This is a genomic window from Vibrio sp. NH-7 (assembly GCF_053643215.1).
The window spans coordinates 2,866,397-2,886,570 of record NZ_CM132187.1 but is presented as its reverse complement, the minus strand read 5'-3'; the positions used below and the strand labels follow the sequence as shown (position 1 = coordinate 2,886,570).

The window sequence follows — 20,174 nt, the reverse complement described above, 5'->3', positions numbered from 1 at the left end:
TGTCGAATGAACCCTTGAGGTGGACATGACCATAGAAAACATTAGCCAAGCCAAAGTATTCGGTGGTTGGCATAAACAATACATACATACATCAATTCGTCTCAATTGCGATATGCGCTTTGCGATTTTTCTACCGCCTAATGCATCTAAGGCGCAGCCTGTTCCAGTTCTATACTGGTTATCGGGATTGACCTGCACGGATGAAAACTTCATGCAGAAAGCAGGCGCATTTCGTAAGGCGGCAGAGTTGGGGATTGCGATTGTTGCTCCAGATACTAGCCCGCGTGGTAGCGATGTCGCGGATGATGACGGCTACGATTTGGGGCAAGGTGCAGGCTTTTATTTGAATGCCATACAGGAGCCTTGGTCTCGTCATTATCATATGTACGACTATGTCACCGAAGAGCTCCCAGCGTTGATTGAAGCAAATTTCCCCGTATCGACCGTCAAATCTATCTCGGGTCACAGCATGGGTGGGCATGGTGCGCTTACCATTGGGCTTAAAAATCCTAATGCTTACCGTTCTATCTCTGCGTTCAGTCCGATCAGTAATCCAATGCAATGTCCTTGGGGGCAAAAAGCATTCAACGCTTACTTAGGGAGTGATTTTGAGGCGTGGAAGGAGTACGACGCAAGTGAGCTTTTGAAACAGGCTCAAGCGAGGCTACCGATTTTAGTCGATCAAGGTGAGGCAGACGGCTTTCTGGTTGAGCAATTAAAGCCAGAAGCATTGATTGCGGCTGCGAAGGCGCACGATTCTGAGGTGCAAGTGCGGATGCAGCCCGGCTACGACCACAGTTATTACTTTATCTCTAGCTTCATTGATGACCATTTGCAGTTTCATGCGGCTTACTTAAATCAGTAAGTGTCACAGGTCGCAGATATAGAAAAGCCGCCCTTCAATGGAAGTGCGGCTTTGTTCAGGTTTGAGCTTTTAAAACCTTAAAACAGGCGATTTAATCCATTCAATGCCGCAACACGGTAAGCTTCCGCCATCGTCGGGTAGTTAAAGGTCGTGTTAACAAAGTATTCGATGGTATTCGCTTCACCCTTTTGCTCCATAATAGCCTGACCGATGTGAATGATTTCCGCAGCGCGTTCACCAAAGCAGTGAATGCCCAGAATTTCCTTGGTTTCGCGGTGGAAAAGAATCTTCAAACTGCCTATGTCTTTGCCTGCGATCTGGGCTCGCGCAAGGTGTTTGAACGATGAACGGCCCACTTCGTAAGGGACTTTAGCGGCAGTGAGCTCTTGCTCGGTTTTACCCACTGAACTGATCTCTGGAATGGTGTAAATCCCGGTTGGAATATCATCAATCAAATTCCCATCAGCCTTACCTTTGGTAATGGCTTGTGCCACGAAGCGACCTTGATCATACGCCGCACTTGCTAAGCTAGGGTAGCCAATCACATCGCCCACGGCATAGACGTGCTCGACTTCAGTTTGGTAGTTGCCATCGACTTTTAGCTGGCCACGAGAGTCCGCTTCTAAGCCTACCGCTGATAAATTGAGTTTGTCTGTGTTACCGGTTCGGCCGTTGGCGTACAAGATGCAATCGGCACGCATTTTTTTACCCGATTCAAGATGGACGATTACGCCATCTTCGGTGCCTTCGATTTTCTCGTAAGTTTCATCATTGCGAATGACAACGCCACTGTTCCAGAAGTGGTAAGAAAGGGCATCTGAGACTTCGTTATCTAGGAAAGCCAGGAGACGATCGCGGGTGTTGATTAAATCCGTTTTCACCCCCAATCCGCGGAAAATAGACGCATACTCACAACCGATAACGCCTGCGCCATAAATGATGATATGTCGCGGGTCGTGCTTAAGGCTCAGAATGGAGTCACTGTCATAAATGCGCTCGTGCATGAAGTCCACATCGGCGGGCTGGTAAGGGCGAGAGCCAGTGGCAATTACGAATCGATCGGCACTGTAAGTCTCTTCAGTACCGTCACTTTGCATGACCGCTATGGTGTACTTATCAATAAAGCGCGCAGTACCAAAAATCAAAGAGCATTGGTTTCGGTCGTAAAATCCTTGGCGCAGTCGAGTCTGTTTATCGATGACTGATTTAGCGTGACCAAGAATGTTTGAAAAGGTCGAATGTAGGCTGGTGTTGTTATGACAAAATAACGGATTATTGTTGAACTCGATGATACGGCTCACTGCATGGCGTAATGCTTTTGATGGAATGGTGCCCCAGTGGGTACAGCCGCCCCCCACACTGCTTTCTTTCTCGACAATGGCAACATTCAATCCCGCTTTGGTTAACCCCATCGCTGCCCCTTCACCGCCGGGACCACTACCAATTACGATTACATCAAAGTGGTTGCTCTCCGCCATAGTTTTTTCCTTGTTATATAGTCTTAACATTGCTGTAGCGAGATTTTAACTGATTCCGTTAATGCGTACACTACCAGCCGACTAGAGAGTCGGTGAGATCACGTAGATTCGTTCAAATCTGAGAAAGGAATGCGGTATATCTCTAATTGAACTCGAAAAGATTGAAAATTGAGTGGAACTGGGTTTAATTGCCCTCGGTAGTCACAGAGCGAGATTTTTGGGTTATCTCCCTAAGTCAATCGTTGTATATTAAAGGCTACCAAAATAAGAAAAAGATCCGTAGTTATGAAATCCATGGGAATCCGCGCACAGCAGAAAGAGAAAACGCGTCGTTCATTGATTGATGCCGCCTTTAGTCAGCTCTGTGCAGATCGAAGTTTCTCTAACCTCAGTTTACGAGAAGTCGCACGAGAAGCGGGAATCGCCCCCACCTCATTCTATCGCCATTTCAAAGATATGGATGAGCTCGGGTTAACTATGGTAGACGAAGGCGGTTTATTGCTTCGTCAATTAATGCGTCAGGCTCGCCAGCGCATTGTTAAAGAGGGCAGTGTGATTCGCACATCGGTAGAAACCTTTATGGAGTTTATCGAAAGTAGCCCCAACGTCTTTCGTTTATTGCTGCGTGAGCGCTCTGGCACCTCTGCCGAGTTTCGTGCCGCAGTTGCGAGAGAAATTCAACATTTTTCAGCTGAGTTAACGGAGTACCTTATTGGTACAGGGATGACCCGTGAAGAAGCTTTCACTCAAGCCGAAGCATCGGTTACCTTGGTCTTTAACTCTGGCGCAGAAGCTTTAGATTTAGAAGGACGTGAACGCGACGAACTTGCCGAGCGTCTAATTATGCAGTTGCGAATGATGGCCAAAGGGGCTTATTGGTATCGCAAAGAACGTGAACGTAACCGATTAAAAGGTGGGATAGATTAATGTCGAACGAAACAAACCAAGTTAATCGTGGTTCTGAGAAGAAAACCCTAGTGCTGGCACTTGTTGCGGGTATGTGTGGGGACGCAATGCTGTCTTGGCTAACAATGAGCCAAGTTTCTTTCTCAATTTTTCCACTCATTGCTCTAGTACTAGCAGTTCAGACTCTGTACCAAGAGTATCTAAGTAAACCTGTATCAGAAGATATCCCGTTAGTGGGCCTAGCGTGTTTCTTTGTGGGTGCATTCGGTCACTCGGCCTTTATCAAGGCTCAGTACCCAGATGCGGGTTCAAATATGCTAGCGATCTTCATCACGCTGGGCTTGCTGCTATGGGTTGCGAAGAAACTGGGTTTTCTAACTCCGACAACAGCAAAAGCGGAGTCATAGTGAGTCGATTCTAGATATAAAAAAACGAGCCTAAATGGCTCGTTTTTTGTTTCAGCAAAGCGCCTATTTACGCTCTAGCATCACACCCGCTTCCATGTGGTGGGTAAATGGGAACTGGTCGAACAGAGCAAAGCGAGTCACGTTGTGTGTTTCACTCAAAACGTCTAAGTTTTCTTTTAAGGTTTCTGGGTTACATGAGATGTATAAGATACGCTCATAGCCTTGCACCATCTTACACGTGTCAATGTCCATACCTGCACGTGGTGGATCGACAAAAATCGTGTTGCAGTTGTAACTCTTAAGATCTACGCCCGCATCTTTTAGGCGACGGAATTCGCGTTTGCCTTCAATCGCTTCGGTAAATTCTTCAGCAGAAAGGCGCAGAATTTGCACGTTGTCGATCTTGTTGGCTGCAATATTGTATTGCGCCGAGATAACCGAAGGCTTAGCGAGCTCGGTGGCTAACACGCGCTCAAAGTTTTGCGCCAGCGCAAGAGAGAAGTTGCCGTTACCGCAGTAAAGCTCCAGTAGATCACCTTGGCTGTCTTGAGTGCAGTCGACCGCCCACTCCAGCATCTTCTCAGCGACTTTACCGTTTGGTTGAGTGAAGCTGTTTTCAACTTGCTGGTAGATGTAAGGCTTGCCATTCACATCCAGCTTTTCGATCACGTAATCACGGTCGAGAACAATCTTCATCTTACGCGCACGGCCGATAATATTAAGGTTGAAGCCTTCGTCATTTAACCGTTGCTTAAGCGCTTTAGCATTCTTAGTCCACTCATCATCGAGCTGGCGATGGTAAAGAAGAGACACCAAGATTTCACCGCTCAGTGTAGAGAGGAAGTCAACTTGGAACAGTTTACGACGCAGTGAATCGTTGTCTTTCATTGCATCAACGAGCAAAGGCATGAGATCGTTGATTAAACGGCTCGCCGCAGGGAATTGATCGACGCGGTACTTTTCTCGAGTCTCTTGATTGAACATGATGTAGTAAAGGTCTTCACCTTCATGCCAAACACGGAACTCTGCTCGCATACGGTAGTGCTGCTCTGGAGATTCAAACACTTCCAATTCTGGCACGTTGTAAGGAGCGAACATTTCGGTAAGGCGCTCAACTTTTTCTGCCAGTTGTTCTTGGTAGCGTTGTGGGTTTACATCAAGAGTAGCCATGATTATTACCTTTGGGTTATTGCCTGTGCTTAGTGCGTTTTATTTGAGAGCGCAGATTTTATTCAATCCCCGCTTGATGTCCAGTGTTGGTTCGTAATCACGACACTAACCTGCTGTAAAAACTATAGCTTATACCAATCTTAACTAGACAAAATATCAATAGCTGAATAACATCGGCCCCAAGCTGGTGCTATCTGGATGTATAGATGGCTGAAATAAGGGAATCTGGTGTAACTCCAGAACTGACGCGCAGCGGTAAAAGAGAACGACCCCTCAATAGACACTGCATAGAGGAATATGCGGGAAGTCGAGGCACTAGGCTAACAGCTCTTAAGTCCGAATACCTGCCAGCAGCTGAGCTCAATCACTGGAAGCAAACGCTTCAAGCTCGGTAGGATTTACGCGATTTAGGACAAAAAAATGAACCGATCTATTTTAGCGATGGCTATGGCATCGCTGCTTCCCTCTACCTATTCCATTGCCCAAGATGTCTCGGTTGATGAGACAATTGTGATCACAGCGAATCGTTTTGAGCAGCCTCTTAGTGAAGTTATCACTTCAACGACGGTTGTTTCAAAGCAAGAAATTGAAGCGATTCAAGCTAAGTCTCTGGTTGACGTATTAAAGCGAGTACCAGGCGTTGAAGTTTCTCAAAGTGGCGGCCGTGGTCACTCTGCCTCCGTATTTATCCGTGGCTTTAATAGCAATCAAGTTTTGTTTTTGGTTGACGGCGTACGTATCAATTCTGCGGCTGGTGGGATTAGTTTTAACCATATCCCTGTTGGCATTATCGAGCGTGTAGAAGTCATCAAAGGCCCTGGTGGCGCCCTTTACGGGTCTGATGCAATCGCTGGTGTGATTAACGTCATTACCTCTTCAAGTGAATCAAATGAAGGCACAGTTGTCTCTTTGGGCGCAGGAAGCGATGCTCAAAAAGAAGCGAATTTCTCGACGACGCGCGCATTTGCTAACGGCGGCATTTTAAAACTCGCTGGTGGTTTTGAAGAGACCGATGGTTTTGATATTAAAGATCCAGCAACGGGCTTAGATTATGGGTATGAAAGCCAAAACTTGTTTGCTTCCTATTCTCAGGCATTCAACGAGCAGTTCTCAGGCTCTGCATCGGTTCGTTGGTATGACAGTTTAACTGAATATGATTCAGGCGGTAAAAACTACGGTTATTCAGAAAACTTGAGTATTACTGCGGATGTTCAATATCACGGTGACAAACTCAGTTCGACGTTTCGAGCCAACCAACAAGCTATTGAAAACCTAAACTACTCTCAGGCTCAAGGTAAAGATAATGCAGGTACTGAGAAGAAGATTTCTCTGACGAACCTGCAATTTCTTAATCAATATACGGTTTCTGAAAACTTTACGGTTGGCGGCGGTGCCGATTGGCGCAGAGAAAAGTTGGATGATGATGCGCTAAGTTATGGAAACCCAGATAAATTAGCGGGAGAGTCTCGTAATACAACGGGCGTGTATCTTTCTACTGATGTTCAGTTTGGAGACTTACAACTTACGGGTAGTGTTCGTAATGATAAGCACGATACTTACGATAACCATGTTACTTGGTCGCTAGGAACCCGCTATCACCTGACGCAAGCTCACTCTTTAAGAGCCGCACTGGGCACTTCCTTTAAAGCGCCGAGTTACTCCGACTTAACTAACAACTCAGATTTGAAACCAGAAGAAGCGCTCAGTCGTGAAATCGGATACACGGGCGAGTTTGAGTTGTTCACTTTGGATGTTACCGCTTACGACAATGATGTCGATAACCTTATCATATGGTACGAAGGTTCTCCTTGGTGGTACCCAGAGAATGTGGACGCAGAATTACGTGGCCTTGAAATTAGCGGAACATTCAATACGGGCTTTATTCACCATACGCTTGTTGCCGAGTTCAAAGACCACCAAGATTCAGGTGGTAATAAGCTCGCTAAGCGTGCGGATGAAAACTACAAATGGTTACTGGATGCATCTTACGAAGATTTCGATTTTAATCTGACTTATACCTATACAGGAGAGCGGTTGGGCAATCCTAAAGAAGTGAGCGACCCGAAAAATGAGCTGCCATCTGTGAGTTTGTGGGATGCCTCTGTTGGGTATTGGGTATCTCAAGATCTCGTTGTTCGAGCACGTGTCGACAACTTAACCAATGAGAAGTATCAAACAACGTTAAGTTACAACGCACCAGAGCGTCGCTACTTTGCTAACCTAACTTACCAATTCTAAGTACTTAAAACCGCCTTCGGGCGGTTTTTTCTTACCGATAGATAAACAGTATGAAAAACAACGTCATCATCAGTTGGTCGAGCGGAAAAGATTCGACCTTAGTACTGGAGAGGCTTCGAGATAACCCAGAGTTTAATGTGGTCGCCCTCTATACTACCTATGTGAAAGATGAAGTGCCTTTCCAAGCAACGCCTCTTCATGTGTTGGATATGCAGGCCCAATTACTGCAACTGCCTTTGATTAAAGTTGAACTACCAGAAACCTTTCCTCCCAATGAAGTATACCAGTCACGAATTGTTGAAAGCTTGAAGGCGAGTGGGATAGAAATAGATGCTGTTGCGTTTGGTGACATGTTCTGCAATGGCATTGCTGATTATCGCCGTAGCTATATCGAACCTGCTGGCTGGCAGTGTTTATTCCCCTTAATGGGGGAGGAGAGTGAAAAACTGGCGCAAGAAATTCTTCAGCGAGGAATAAAGACCCTTGTTGTTACCACTGATGGTAACGCTCTGAGTCAGCAGTTTTGCGGTCAGTGGTATAGCCAAGAGTTTCTAACAGCACTTCCTGATAACGTCGATCCTTGTGGTGAAAATGGAGAATTCCATACCTTAGTGACGCAGACTCGAAGTTATCAAGGTTGTATCGAGGTAACGCCTACGCATATGGATAGTGATGGACGCTTCTCATATCAACGTTATACGGCCAAGAGATTGCCAAAAGCGCCGAACTGAGTATGATTGCCACATCTCTTATCGTGGGTTACTCAAGTGACGAATCATTCAAATATCCTTATCTTTGACTCTGGTGTAGGCGGACTGTCGGTTTTCCAAGAAATTGCCAATAAGCTTCCGCATCTTAACTATACCTATATCTTCGATAATGAAGCCTACCCCTATGGTGAGCTAGCCCATGATACTTTGATTGCAAGAGTCGAAAAACTGATTGGCTGTCTCGTTGTAGAAAAAGACATTGATCTGGTGGTAATCGCTTGTAATACCGCAAGTACGATAGTCCTTCCTACGCTTCGTTCTCAATTAACTATTCCTGTCGTTGGTGTGGTACCTGCAATTAAGCCAGCTTCCAATATGGCGAATAAGGCCGTCGGCTTAATCGCAACCCCTGCGACAGTGACAAGAGAATACACTCACGATCTTATCCGTAGTTTCTCTCAAAGTAAGCCAGTAGAAATGCTTGGCTCGACACGACTGGTTGATATGGCAGAAGAGAAACTACGTGGCAAAGCTATCTGCTTGGATGAACTCACCAATATATTAGAGCCTCTTCGTCATCATATAGATGTAGCAGTTTTAGGGTGTACTCACTTCCCTCTTATTAAAGAGGAGATTCAGAGTGTGCTTGGAGAGTCAGTGTTGCTGGTGGACTCAGGTGAAGCTATTGCCAGAAGAGTAGAAGCGCTTCTTGATGTGAATAAACAAGAGAAGTGTGGAGAAAGGAGTATTTTTTCAACCGCTCCCCCTTGGGAAGAGGGAGCATTGAATAGAGCACTAAACCAATTACAGTTTAGCTCTGTTCAGCATTATCCGCTGAAGATTTAGGGTCGTTAGCAATGCGCACTTTCAGTGTGCGTTGCATGTATTCATTTTCATTTAACGCTTCAATCGCTTTCGGTGCATCGGCTGCAGCCATCACGACGAAACCAAAACCTCGCCTTTTACCTGTTCGTTTATCTTTCATTAACCGGACCGCGAACACCTCACCATGTTTAGAAAATAATTCCTTAACGTTAGATTCGTTTGCTTTATATGGCAGGTTGCCCACGTAGAGCGTGTTAGTGGATGGGTCGTTATGTGGCACGTCGATTGGAGTGGTGTTCGAAAATTTGATAACAAAAGCGCAAGCAAAAACACCAATCACAAAACTAATAGCAGGTGATAACGCGACCTGCGAAAAGAGGATTGCACCTATGATTGCGACGGCGACAATCATTAAGGTCGATTTGTTTGAATTCATATTGGAATACAACTATTGGTTTACTAAAAAAACGGTATCTACTGTTAACAAAATAGACACAGAGATATTACGTATATGGTTGTCGTTTTTCCAACGCATTGATGTGACATGACTCAAATGTTGAAATTTTATTCTATTTCAACCGTTTTGATTTCTTTTTGAGCAAACAAAAATTAATTTCAAAAAAACACTTGTCATCCGTTCAGACCTCCCTATAATGCCGCCTCACCGACACGGAGTGAGACGAAAGTCACAAACCGCTCGGTAAGAGAGAAAAGAAAGTTTGAAATAACGCTTGACTCTCAAATCGGGAAGCGTAAGATACGCACCCCTAGCAACACGGTGTTAAGCCAAGTGGTTGTTAGAAAAAGCTCTTTAAAAATATAAACCTATCAATCTGTGTGGGCACTCGTTGATGATAATCCAATTAGAAGCTTCGGCTTCAAATTAGGTTTCAATGATACGAAGTGACCATTCGAATTGGGAAGCAGCCTTGAGCTGTTTTGTTTTACTTTTTCAAAAGTGAAAACCAATAAGAGCACAGTCAATTCAAACATTACTTTATGTAATGTTCAGTATTCATTGAGCCGAACAAAATCTTAAATTGAAGAGTTTGATCATGGCTCAGATTGAACGCTGGCGGCAGGCCTAACACATGCAAGTCGAGCGGAAACGAGTTATCTGAACCTTCGGGGAACGATAACGGCGTCGAGCGGCGGACGGGTGAGTAATGCCTGGGAAATTGCCCTGATGTGGGGGATAACCATTGGAAACGATGGCTAATACCGCATAATAGCTTCGGCTCAAAGAGGGGGACCTTCGGGCCTCTCGCGTCAGGATATGCCCAGGTGGGATTAGCTAGTTGGTGAGGTAAGGGCTCACCAAGGCGACGATCCCTAGCTGGTCTGAGAGGATGATCAGCCACACTGGAACTGAGACACGGTCCAGACTCCTACGGGAGGCAGCAGTGGGGAATATTGCACAATGGGCGCAAGCCTGATGCAGCCATGCCGCGTGTATGAAGAAGGCCTTCGGGTTGTAAAGTACTTTCAGCAGTGAGGAAGGCGGGTACGTTAATAGCGTGCTCGTTTGACGTTAGCTGCAGAAGAAGCACCGGCTAACTCCGTGCCAGCAGCCGCGGTAATACGGAGGGTGCGAGCGTTAATCGGAATTACTGGGCGTAAAGCGCATGCAGGTGGTTTGTTAAGTCAGATGTGAAAGCCCGGGGCTCAACCTCGGAATTGCATTTGAAACTGGCAGACTAGAGTACTGTAGAGGGGGGTAGAATTTCAGGTGTAGCGGTGAAATGCGTAGAGATCTGAAGGAATACCGGTGGCGAAGGCGGCCCCCTGGACAGATACTGACACTCAGATGCGAAAGCGTGGGGAGCAAACAGGATTAGATACCCTGGTAGTCCACGCCGTAAACGATGTCTACTTGGAGGTTGTGGCCTTGAGCCGTGGCTTTCGGAGCTAACGCGTTAAGTAGACCGCCTGGGGAGTACGGTCGCAAGATTAAAACTCAAATGAATTGACGGGGGCCCGCACAAGCGGTGGAGCATGTGGTTTAATTCGATGCAACGCGAAGAACCTTACCTACTCTTGACATCCTCAGAAGCTTGTAGAGATACGAGTGTGCCTTCGGGAACTGAGAGACAGGTGCTGCATGGCTGTCGTCAGCTCGTGTTGTGAAATGTTGGGTTAAGTCCCGCAACGAGCGCAACCCTTATCCTTGTTTGCCAGCACTTCGGGTGGGAACTCCAGGGAGACTGCCGGTGATAAACCGGAGGAAGGTGGGGACGACGTCAAGTCATCATGGCCCTTACGAGTAGGGCTACACACGTGCTACAATGGCGCATACAGAGGGCGGCCAACTTGCGAGAGTGAGCGAATCCCAAAAAGTGCGTCGTAGTCCGGATTGGAGTCTGCAACTCGACTCCATGAAGTCGGAATCGCTAGTAATCGTGGATCAGAATGCCACGGTGAATACGTTCCCGGGCCTTGTACACACCGCCCGTCACACCATGGGAGTGGGCTGCAAAAGAAGTGGGTAGTTTAACCTTCGGGGGGACGCTCACCACTTTGTGGTTCATGACTGGGGTGAAGTCGTAACAAGGTAGCGCTAGGGGAACCTGGCGCTGGATCACCTCCTTATACGATGATTATTGCGATGAGTGTTCACACAGATTGATGGTTTTGAAGCGTAAGCTTCGAGCTATTATTGCTCTTTAACAATTTGGAAAGCTGACAAATCAACAAATTATTGTTGATTGTAAAGTTCTCAATGTTTGTCTTTAAGACAAACACCAATACAACACATTCAAGTGTTCTTGGAATTTGAGTCCGGCAAAATCGTGTCTGCACATGTATAAAAATGCAGACAACTTTGGTTACTAACAAAGACCCTTTGGGGTTGTATGGTTAAGTGACTAAGCGTACACGGTGGATGCCTTGGCAGTCAGAGGCGATGAAGGACGTATTAACTTGCGATAAGCCCAGATTAGGTAGTAAAAACCATTTGAGTCTGGGATTTCCGAATGGGGAAACCCACTTACATAAGTAAGTATCCTGTTGTGAATACATAGCAGCAGGAGGCGAACCGGGGGAACTGAAACATCTAAGTACCCCGAGGAAAAGAAATCAACCGAGATTCCGAAAGTAGCGGCGAGCGAAATTGGACTAGCCCTTAAGCTTTACACGCGTTAGACGAACGGTCTGGAAAGTCCGACGATACAGGGTGATAGTCCCGTAGTTGACGATGTGTGTTCAGTGAAATCGAGTAGGGCGGGACACGTGATATCCTGTCTGAATATGGGGGGACCATCCTCCAAGGCTAAATACTACTGACTGACCGATAGTGAACCAGTACCGTGAGGGAAAGGCGAAAAGAACCCCTGTGAGGGGAGTGAAATAGAACCTGAAACCGTGTACGTACAAGCAGTAGGAGCACCTTCGTGGTGTGACTGCGTACCTTTTGTATAATGGGTCAGCGACTTATATTCAGTAGCAAGGTTAACCATCTAGGGGAGCCGTAGAGAAATCGAGTCTTAACTGGGCGTCGAGTTGCTGGATATAGACCCGAAACCAGGTGATCTAGCCATGGGCAGGTTGAAGGTTGAGTAACATCAACTGGAGGACCGAACCGACTAATGTTGAAAAATTAGCGGATGACTTGTGGCTAGGGGTGAAAGGCCAATCAAACCTGGAGATAGCTGGTTCTCCCCGAAATCTATTTAGGTAGAGCCTCGGACGAATACTACTGGGGGTAGAGCACTGTTAAGGCTAGGGGGTCATCCCGACTTACCAACCCTTTGCAAACTCCGAATACCAGTAAGTACTATCCGGGAGACACACGGCGGGTGCTAACGTCCGTCGTGGAGAGGGAAACAACCCAGACCGCCAGCTAAGGTCCCAAATTATAGCTAAGTGGGAAACGATGTGGGAAGGCTTAGACAGCTAGGATGTTGGCTTAGAAGCAGCCATCATTTAAAGAAAGCGTAATAGCTCACTAGTCGAGTCGGCCTGCGCGGAAGATGTAACGGGGCTAAGCTATAAACCGAAGCTGCGGCAATGACTTTTAGTCATTGGGTAGGGGAGCGTTCTGTAAGCCGTTGAAGGTGAGTTGTAAAGCTTGCTGGAGGTATCAGAAGTGCGAATGCTGACATGAGTAACGATAAAGGGGGTGAAAAACCTCCTCGCCGGAAGACCAAGGGTTCCTGTCCAACGTTAATCGGGGCAGGGTAAGTCGACCCCTAAGGCGAGGCCGAAAGGCGTAGTCGATGGGAAACGGGTTAATATTCCCGTACTTCTTACAATTGCGATGGGGGGACGGAGAAGGCTAGGTGGGCCTGGCGACGGTTGTCCAGGTTCAAGTGCGTAGGCTTGAGAGTTAGGTAAATCCGGCTCTCTCTAAGGCTGAGACACGACGTCGAGCTACTACGGTAGTGAAGTCATTGATGCCATGCTTCCAGGAAAAGCCTCTAAGCTTCAGATTGTAAGGAATCGTACCCCAAACCGACACAGGTGGTCGGGTAGAGAATACCAAGGCGCTTGAGAGAACTCGGGTGAAGGAACTAGGCAAAATGGTACCGTAACTTCGGGAGAAGGTACGCTCTTGACGGTGAAGTCCCTCGCGGATGGAGCTATTGAGAGTCGCAGATACCAGGTGGCTGCAACTGTTTATTAAAAACACAGCACTGTGCAAAATCGTAAGATGACGTATACGGTGTGACGCCTGCCCGGTGCCGGAAGGTTAATTGATGGGGTTAGTGCTTGCACGAAGCTCTTGATCGAAGCCCCGGTAAACGGCGGCCGTAACTATAACGGTCCTAAGGTAGCGAAATTCCTTGTCGGGTAAGTTCCGACCTGCACGAATGGCGTAATGATGGCCACGCTGTCTCCACCCGAGACTCAGTGAAATTGAAATCGCTGTGAAGATGCAGTGTACCCGCGGCTAGACGGAAAGACCCCGTGAACCTTTACTACAGCTTGGCACTGAACATTGACCCTACATGTGTAGGATAGGTGGGAGGCTTTGAACCCGGTACGCCAGTATCGGTGGAGCCGTCCTTGAAATACCACCCTTGTAGTGTTGATGTTCTAACGTTGACCCCTTATCGGGGTTGCGGACAGTGCCTGGTGGGTAGTTTGACTGGGGCGGTCTCCTCCCAAAGAGTAACGGAGGAGCACGAAGGTGGGCTAATCACGGTTGGACATCGTGAGGTTAGTGCAATGGCATAAGCCCGCTTGACTGCGAGAATGACAATTCGAGCAGGTGCGAAAGCAGGTCATAGTGATCCGGTGGTTCTGAATGGAAGGGCCATCGCTCAACGGATAAAAGGTACTCCGGGGATAACAGGCTGATACCGCCCAAGAGTTCATATCGACGGCGGTGTTTGGCACCTCGATGTCGGCTCATCACATCCTGGGGCTGAAGTCGGTCCCAAGGGTATGGCTGTTCGCCATTTAAAGTGGTACGCGAGCTGGGTTTAGAACGTCGTGAGACAGTTCGGTCCCTATCTGCCGTGGGCGTTGGAAGATTGAAGGGGGCTGCTCCTAGTACGAGAGGACCGGAGTGGACGAACCTCTGGTGTTCGGGTTGTGTCGCCAGACGCATTGCCCGGTAGCTAAGTTCGGAATCGATAACCGCTGAAAGCATCTAAGCGGGAAGCGAGCCCTGAGATGAGTCTTCCCTGACCCCTTGAGGGTCCTAAAGGGTTGTTCGAGACTAGAACGTTGATAGGCAGGGTGTGTAAGTGCTGTGAGGCATTGAGCTAACCTGTACTAATTGCCCGTGAGGCTTAACCATACAACACCCAAAGGGTTTTGATGGACTCAATAGAAGAATTACTTGATTGTGTTTTGAGAGCACAAACAGCTTTCCGAATTAAAGAATTTGCTTGGCGACCATAGCGATTTGGACCCACCTGATTCCATGCCGAACTCAGAAGTGAAACGAATTAGCGCCGATGGTAGTGTGGGGCTTCCCCATGTGAGAGTAGGACATCGCCAGGCTTTAATTTTGACTTTGCTTATTTACTAAGCAAGTCACCATAAAGTTCTAAATTATTTTAGAGTTTTATGTTGACTTCAACAGTCAATCGCGTAATATACGCGTCCTGCTTAAGTGCTAAGGCACTGAAAGCAAAGCTCTTTAACAATATAAACCTATCAATCTGTGTGGGCACTCGTTGATGATAATCCAATTAGATACTTCGGTATCAAATTAGGTTTCAATGAAACGAAGTGACCATTGAATCGAAAGATTCAGCACAGTCAATTCAAACATTACTTATGTAATGTTCAGTATTCATTGAGCCGACAAAATCTTAAATTGAAGAGTTTGATCATGGCTCAGATTGAACGCTGGCGGCAGGCCTAACACATGCAAGTCGAGCGGAAACGAGTTATCTGAACCTTCGGGGAACGATAACGGCGTCGAGCGGCGGACGGGTGAGTAATGCCTGGGAAATTGCCCTGATGTGGGGGATAACCATTGGAAACGATGGCTAATACCGCATAATAGCTTCGGCTCAAAGAGGGGGACCTTCGGGCCTCTCGCGTCAGGATATGCCCAGGTGGGATTAGCTAGTTGGTGAGGTAAGGGCTCACCAAGGCGACGATCCCTAGCTGGTCTGAGAGGATGATCAGCCACACTGGAACTGAGACACGGTCCAGACTCCTACGGGAGGCAGCAGTGGGGAATATTGCACAATGGGCGCAAGCCTGATGCAGCCATGCCGCGTGTATGAAGAAGGCCTTCGGGTTGTAAAGTACTTTCAGCAGTGAGGAAGGCGGGTACGTTAATAGCGTGCTCGTTTGACGTTAGCTGCAGAAGAAGCACCGGCTAACTCCGTGCCAGCAGCCGCGGTAATACGGAGGGTGCGAGCGTTAATCGGAATTACTGGGCGTAAAGCGCATGCAGGTGGTTTGTTAAGTCAGATGTGAAAGCCCGGGGCTCAACCTCGGAATTGCATTTGAAACTGGCAGACTAGAGTACTGTAGAGGGGGGTAGAATTTCAGGTGTAGCGGTGAAATGCGTAGAGATCTGAAGGAATACCGGTGGCGAAGGCGGCCCCCTGGACAGATACTGACACTCAGATGCGAAAGCGTGGGGAGCAAACAGGATTAGATACCCTGGTAGTCCACGCCGTAAACGATGTCTACTTGGAGGTTGTGGCCTTGAGCCGTGGCTTTCGGAGCTAACGCGTTAAGTAGACCGCCTGGGGAGTACGGTCGCAAGATTAAAACTCAAATGAATTGACGGGGGCCCGCACAAGCGGTGGAGCATGTGGTTTAATTCGATGCAACGCGAAGAACCTTACCTACTCTTGACATCCTCAGAAGCTTGTAGAGATACGAGTGTGCCTTCGGGAACTGAGAGACAGGTGCTGCATGGCTGTCGTCAGCTCGTGTTGTGAAATGTTGGGTTAAGTCCCGCAACGAGCGCAACCCTTATCCTTGTTTGCCAGCACTTCGGGTGGGAACTCCAGGGAGACTGCCGGTGATAAACCGGAGGAAGGTGGGGACGACGTCAAGTCATCATGGCCCTTACGAGTAGGGCTACACACGTGCTACAATGGCGCATACAGAGGGCAGCCAACTTGCGAAAGTGAGCGAATCCCAAAAAGTGCGTCGTAGTCCGGATTGGAGTCTGCAACTCGACTCCATGAAGTCGGAATCGCTAGTAATCGTGGATCAGAATGCCACGGTGAATACGTTCCCGGGCCTTGTACACACCGCCCGTCACACCATGGGAGTGGGCTGCAAAAGAAGTGGGTAGTTTAACCTTCGGGGGGACGCTCACCACTTTGTGGTTCATGACTGGGGTGAAGTCGTAACAAGGTAGCGCTAGGGGAACCTGGCGCTGGATCACCTCCTTATACGATGATTATTGCGATGAGTGTTCACACAGATTGATGGTTTATACGTTTTAGAGACGATACTGGGTCTGTAGCTCAGGTGGTTAGAGCGTTCGCCTGATAAGCGAGAGGTCGGTGGTTCAAGTCCACTCAGACCCACCAATTTCCTTGAAATTGGCATACAGTATCGACACCTTGATGGGGCTATAGCTCAGCTGGGAGAGCGCCTGCCTTGCACGCAGGAGGTCTGCGGTTCGATCCCGCATAGCTCCACCATCTTTAAGTGTTCTTCTTTCTTTAAATAGAAGGCAGAGTCTTTAAAAATGGTTTCATTAGAAATCTAGCTCTTTAACAATTTGGAAAGCTGACAAATCAACAAATTATTGTTGATTGTAAAGTTCTCAATGTTTGTCTTTATGACAAACACCAATAAACACATTCAAGTGTTCTTGGAATTTGAGTCCGGCAAAATCGTGTCTGCACATGTATAAAAATTGCAGACAACTTTGGTTACTAACAAAGACCCTTTGGGGTTGTATGGTTAAGTGACTAAGCGTACACGGTGGATGCCTTGGCAGTCAGAGGCGATGAAGGACGTATTAACTTGCGATAAGCCCAGATTAGGTAGTAAAAACCATTTGAGTCTGGGATTTCCGAATGGGGAAACCCACTTACATAAGTAAGTATCCTGTTGTGAATACATAGCAGCAGGAGGCGAACCGGGGGAACTGAAACATCTAAGTACCCCGAGGAAAAGAAATCAACCGAGATTCCGAAAGTAGCGGCGAGCGAAATTGGACTAGCCCTTAAGCTTTACACGCGTTAGACGAACGGTCTGGAAAGTCCGACGATACAGGGTGATAGTCCCGTAGTTGACGATGTGTGTTCAGTGAAATCGAGTAGGGCGGGACACGTGATATCCTGTCTGAATATGGGGGGACCATCCTCCAAGGCTAAATACTACTGACTGACCGATAGTGAACCAGTACCGTGAGGGAAAGGCGAAAAGAACCCCTGTGAGGGGAGTGAAATAGAACCTGAAACCGTGTACGTACAAGCAGTAGGAGCACCTTCGTGGTGTGACTGCGTACCTTTTGTATAATGGGTCAGCGACTTATATTCAGTAGCAAGGTTAACCATCTAGGGGAGCCGTAGAGAAATCGAGTCTTAACTGGGCGTCGAGTTGCTGGATATAGACCCGAAACCAGGTGATCTAGCCATGGGCAGGTTGAAGGTTGAGTAACATCAACTGGAGGACCGAACCGACTAATGTTGAAAAATTAGCGGATGACTTGTGGCTAGGGGTGAAAGGCCAATCAAACCTGGAGATAGCTGGTTCTCCCCGAAATCTATTTAGGTAGAGCCTCGGACGAATACTACTGGGGGTAGAGCACTGTTAAGGCTAGGGGGTCATCCCGACTTACCAACCCTTTGCAAACTCCGAATACCAGTAAGTACTATCCGGGAGACACACGGCGGGTGCTAACGTCCGTCGTGGAGAGGGAAACAACCCAGACCGCCAGCTAAGGTCCCAAATTATAGCTAAGTGGGAAACGATGTGGGAAGGCTTAGACAGCTAGGATGTTGGCTTAGAAGCAGCCATCATTTAAAGAAAGCGTAATAGCTCACTAGTCGAGTCGGCCTGCGCGGAAGATGTAACGGGGCTAAGCTATAAACCGAAGCTGCGGCAATGACTTTTAGTCATTGGGTAGGGGAGCGTTCTGTAAGCCGTTGAAGGTGAGTTGTAAAGCTTGCTGGAGGTATCAGAAGTGCGAATGCTGACATGAGTAACGATAAAGGGGGTGAAAAACCTCCTCGCCGGAAGACCAAGGGTTCCTGTCCAACGTTAATCGGGGCAGGGTAAGTCGACCCCTAAGGCGAGGCCGAAAGGCGTAGTCGATGGGAAACGGGTTAATATTCCCGTACTTCTTACAATTGCGATGGGGGGACGGAGAAGGCTAGGTGGGCCTGGCGACGGTTGTCCAGGTTCAAGTGCGTAGGCTTGAGAGTTAGGTAAATCCGGCTCTCTCTAAGGCTGAGACACGACGTCGAGCTACTACGGTAGTGAAGTCATTGATGCCATGCTTCCAGGAAAAGCCTCTAAGCTTCAGATTGTAAGGAATCGTACCCCAAACCGACACAGGTGGTCGGGTAGAGAATACCAAGGCGCTTGAGAGAACTCGGGTGAAGGAACTAGGCAAAATGGTACCGTAACTTCGGGAGAAGGTACGCTCTTGACGGTGAAGTCCCTCGCGGATGGAGCTATTGAGAGTCGCAGATACCAGGTGGCTGCAACTGTTTATTAAAAACACAGCACTGTGCAAAATCGTAAGATGACGTATACGGTGTGACGCCTGCCCGGTGCCGGAAGGTTAATTGATGGGGTTAGTGCTTGCACGAAGCTCTTGATCGAAGCCCCGGTAAACGGCGGCCGTAACTATAACGGTCCTAAGGTAGCGAAATTCCTTGTCGGGTAAGTTCCGACCTGCACGAATGGCGTAATGATGGCCACGCTGTCTCCACCCGAGACTCAGTGAAATTGAAATCGCTGTGAAGATGCAGTGTACCCGCGGCTAGACGGAAAGACCCCGTGAACCTTTACTACAGCTTGGCACTGAACATTGACCCTACATGTGTAGGATAGGTGGGAGGCTTTGAACCCGGTACGCCAGTATCGGTGGAGCCGTCCTTGAAATACCACCCTTGTAGTGTTGATGTTCTAACGTTGACCCCTTATCGGGGTTGCGGACAGTGCCTGGTGGGTAGTTTGACTGGGGCGGTCTCCTCCCAAAGAGTAACGGAGGAGCACGAAGGTGGGCTAATCACGGTTGGACATCGTGAGGTTAGTGCAATGGCATAAGCCCGCTTGACTGCGAGAATGACAATTCGAGCAGGTGCGAAAGCAGGTCATAGTGATCCGGTGGTTCTGAATGGAAGGGCCATCGCTCAACGGATAAAAGGTACTCCGGGGATAACAGGCTGATACCGCCCAAGAGTTCATATCGACGGCGGTGTTTGGCACCTCGATGTCGGCTCATCACATCCTGGGGCTGAAGTCGGTCCCAAGGGTATGGCTGTTCGCCATTTAAAGTGGTACGCGAGCTGGGTTTAGAACGTCGTGAGACAGTTCGGTCCCTATCTGCCGTGGGCGTTGGAAGATTGAAGGGGGCTGCTCCTAGTACGAGAGGACCGGAGTGGACGAACCTCTGGTGTTCGGGTTGTGTCGCCAGACGCATTGCCCGGTAGCTAAGTTCGGAATCGATAACCGCTGAAAGCATCTAAGCGGGAAGCGAGCCCTGAGATGAGTCTTCCCTGACCCCTTGAGGGTCCTAAAGGGTTGTTCGAGACTAGAACGTTGATAGGCAGGGTGTGTAAGTGCTGTGAGGCATTGAGCTAACCTGTACTAATTGCCCGTGAGGCTTAACCATACAACACCCAAAGGGTTTTGATGGACTCAATAGAAGAATTACTTGATTGTGTTTTGAGAGCACAAACAGCTTTCCGAATTAAAGAATTTGCTTGGCGACCATAGCGATTTGGACCCACCTGATTCCATGCCGAACTCAGAAGTGAAACGAATTAGCGCCGATGGTAGTGTGGGGCTTCCCCATGTGAGAGTAGGACATCGCCAGGCTTTAATTTTGACTTTGCTTATTTACTAAGCAAGTCACCATAAAGTTCTAAATTATTTTAGAGTTTTATGTTGACTTCAACAGTCAATCGCGTAATATACGCGTCCTGCTTAAGTGCTAAGGCACTGAAAGCAAAGCTCTTTAACA

Annotated in this window: 9 protein-coding genes, 2 tRNA genes, 6 rRNA genes and 1 riboswitch; of the genes, 14 read left to right on the top strand and 3 right to left on the bottom strand. The window is 47.9% G+C overall.

Features of this window, described 5'->3' with window-relative positions; genetic code table 11:
* The first annotated feature begins 25 nt into the window (after positions 1-25).
* Positions 26-865: an S-formylglutathione hydrolase gene (gene fghA, locus ACUALS_RS13410; protein ID WP_454448511.1), complete on the top strand. Its 840-nt coding sequence runs from the start codon at positions 26-28 to the stop codon at positions 863-865.
* A 77-nt stretch (positions 866-942) separates the two neighbouring features.
* Here fghA and sthA read toward each other — a convergent pair whose 3' ends face one another.
* Positions 943-2,343, bottom strand: a complete 1,401-nt coding sequence (gene sthA, locus ACUALS_RS13405; RefSeq protein WP_005476613.1) for a Si-specific NAD(P)(+) transhydrogenase — start codon at positions 2,341-2,343, stop codon at positions 943-945.
* A 285-nt stretch (positions 2,344-2,628) separates the two neighbouring features.
* On the opposite strand from sthA, the gene fabR reads away from it, so the two are divergent.
* Both fabR and ACUALS_RS13395 read left to right on the top strand, forming a co-directional pair.
* Positions 2,629-3,270: an HTH-type transcriptional repressor FabR gene (gene fabR / locus ACUALS_RS13400; RefSeq protein ID WP_005476630.1), complete on the top strand. Its 642-nt coding sequence runs from the start codon at positions 2,629-2,631 to the stop codon at positions 3,268-3,270.
* On the top strand, positions 3,270-3,656 hold the full coding sequence (locus ACUALS_RS13395) for a YijD family membrane protein (protein ID WP_005476634.1): 387 nt from the start codon (positions 3,270-3,272) through the stop codon (positions 3,654-3,656). The genes fabR and ACUALS_RS13395 overlap by 1 nt, the downstream gene beginning before the upstream one ends.
* Positions 3,657-3,719: 63 nt before the next feature.
* Here ACUALS_RS13395 and trmA read toward each other — a convergent pair whose 3' ends face one another.
* Positions 3,720-4,826, bottom strand: coding sequence for a tRNA (uridine(54)-C5)-methyltransferase TrmA (gene trmA / locus ACUALS_RS13390; protein WP_038216085.1), 1,107 nt, complete (start codon positions 4,824-4,826; stop codon positions 3,720-3,722).
* A gap of 168 nt (positions 4,827-4,994) precedes the next feature.
* A riboswitch (cobalamin riboswitch) is annotated at positions 4,995-5,192 on the top strand.
* Between the two features lie 54 nt (positions 5,193-5,246).
* Here trmA and ACUALS_RS13385 point away from each other — a divergent pair.
* The 3 genes from ACUALS_RS13385 to murI are packed head-to-tail and all read left to right on the top strand — an operon-like array spanning position 5,247 to position 8,620.
* Positions 5,247-7,064 (top strand): TonB-dependent receptor domain-containing protein, encoded by a 1,818-nt coding sequence (locus ACUALS_RS13385; protein WP_454448510.1) that lies wholly within the window; start codon positions 5,247-5,249, stop codon positions 7,062-7,064.
* 50 nt (positions 7,065-7,114) lie between these two features.
* Positions 7,115-7,795, top strand: coding sequence for a Dph6-related ATP pyrophosphatase (locus ACUALS_RS13380; protein ID WP_454448509.1), 681 nt, complete (start codon positions 7,115-7,117; stop codon positions 7,793-7,795).
* 36 nt (positions 7,796-7,831) lie between these two features.
* Complete coding sequence (gene murI, locus ACUALS_RS13375) at positions 7,832-8,620, top strand: glutamate racemase (protein ID WP_454448508.1); 789 nt, start codon at positions 7,832-7,834, stop codon at positions 8,618-8,620.
* On the opposite strand, the gene ACUALS_RS13370 is transcribed toward murI, so the two are convergent.
* The gene (locus ACUALS_RS13370) at positions 8,586-9,035 is read right to left on the bottom strand and encodes an RNA recognition motif domain-containing protein (protein ID WP_081984239.1); all 450 of its coding nucleotides are present in this window, start codon (positions 9,033-9,035) and stop codon (positions 8,586-8,588) included. The genes murI and ACUALS_RS13370 overlap by 35 nt on opposite strands.
* A gap of 601 nt (positions 9,036-9,636) precedes the next feature.
* Here ACUALS_RS13370 and ACUALS_RS13365 point away from each other — a divergent pair.
* The 8 genes from ACUALS_RS13365 (at position 9,637) to rrf (ACUALS_RS13330) (ending at position 20,029) form a co-directional block, all read left to right on the top strand.
* Positions 9,637-11,188 (top strand): 16S ribosomal RNA (locus tag ACUALS_RS13365).
* Between the two features lie 265 nt (positions 11,189-11,453).
* Positions 11,454-14,342: ribosomal RNA gene (locus ACUALS_RS13360) — 23S ribosomal RNA — on the top strand.
* Between the two features lie 90 nt (positions 14,343-14,432).
* A 5S ribosomal RNA gene (rrf, locus tag ACUALS_RS13355) occupies positions 14,433-14,548 on the top strand.
* A gap of 316 nt (positions 14,549-14,864) precedes the next feature.
* Positions 14,865-16,416 (top strand): 16S ribosomal RNA (locus ACUALS_RS13350).
* 64 nt (positions 16,417-16,480) lie between these two features.
* Positions 16,481-16,557 (top strand) — tRNA-Ile (locus tag ACUALS_RS13345).
* Positions 16,558-16,595: 38 nt separating this feature from the next.
* Positions 16,596-16,671 (top strand) — tRNA-Ala (locus ACUALS_RS13340).
* A 263-nt stretch (positions 16,672-16,934) separates the two neighbouring features.
* Positions 16,935-19,823, top strand: a 23S ribosomal RNA gene (locus ACUALS_RS13335).
* Between the two features lie 90 nt (positions 19,824-19,913).
* A 5S ribosomal RNA gene (gene rrf / locus ACUALS_RS13330) occupies positions 19,914-20,029 on the top strand.
* Together the 16S, 23S and 5S rRNA genes with 2 tRNA genes alongside form the textbook arrangement of a ribosomal RNA operon.
* The last annotated feature ends 145 nt before the right edge of the window (positions 20,030-20,174 follow it).

What these genes read in the sequence shown, in the direction of transcription:
- sthA (WP_005476613.1), bottom strand. Translation starts at nt 2,343, where the DNA reads ATGGCGGAGAGCAACCACTTTGATGTAATCGTAATTGGTAGTGGTCCC.
- ACUALS_RS13385 (WP_454448510.1), top strand. Translation starts at nt 5,247, where the DNA reads ATGAACCGATCTATTTTAGCGATGGCTATGGCATCGCTGCTTCCCTCT.
- ACUALS_RS13380 (WP_454448509.1), top strand. Translation starts at nt 7,115, where the DNA reads ATGAAAAACAACGTCATCATCAGTTGGTCGAGCGGAAAAGATTCGACC.
- fghA (WP_454448511.1), top strand. Translation starts at nt 26, where the DNA reads ATGACCATAGAAAACATTAGCCAAGCCAAAGTATTCGGTGGTTGGCAT.
- ACUALS_RS13395 (WP_005476634.1), top strand. Translation starts at nt 3,270, where the DNA reads ATGTCGAACGAAACAAACCAAGTTAATCGTGGTTCTGAGAAGAAAACC.
- trmA (WP_038216085.1), bottom strand. Translation starts at nt 4,826, where the DNA reads ATGGCTACTCTTGATGTAAACCCACAACGCTACCAAGAACAACTGGCA.
- ACUALS_RS13370 (WP_081984239.1), bottom strand. Translation starts at nt 9,035, where the DNA reads ATGAATTCAAACAAATCGACCTTAATGATTGTCGCCGTCGCAATCATA.
- fabR (WP_005476630.1), top strand. Translation starts at nt 2,629, where the DNA reads ATGAAATCCATGGGAATCCGCGCACAGCAGAAAGAGAAAACGCGTCGT.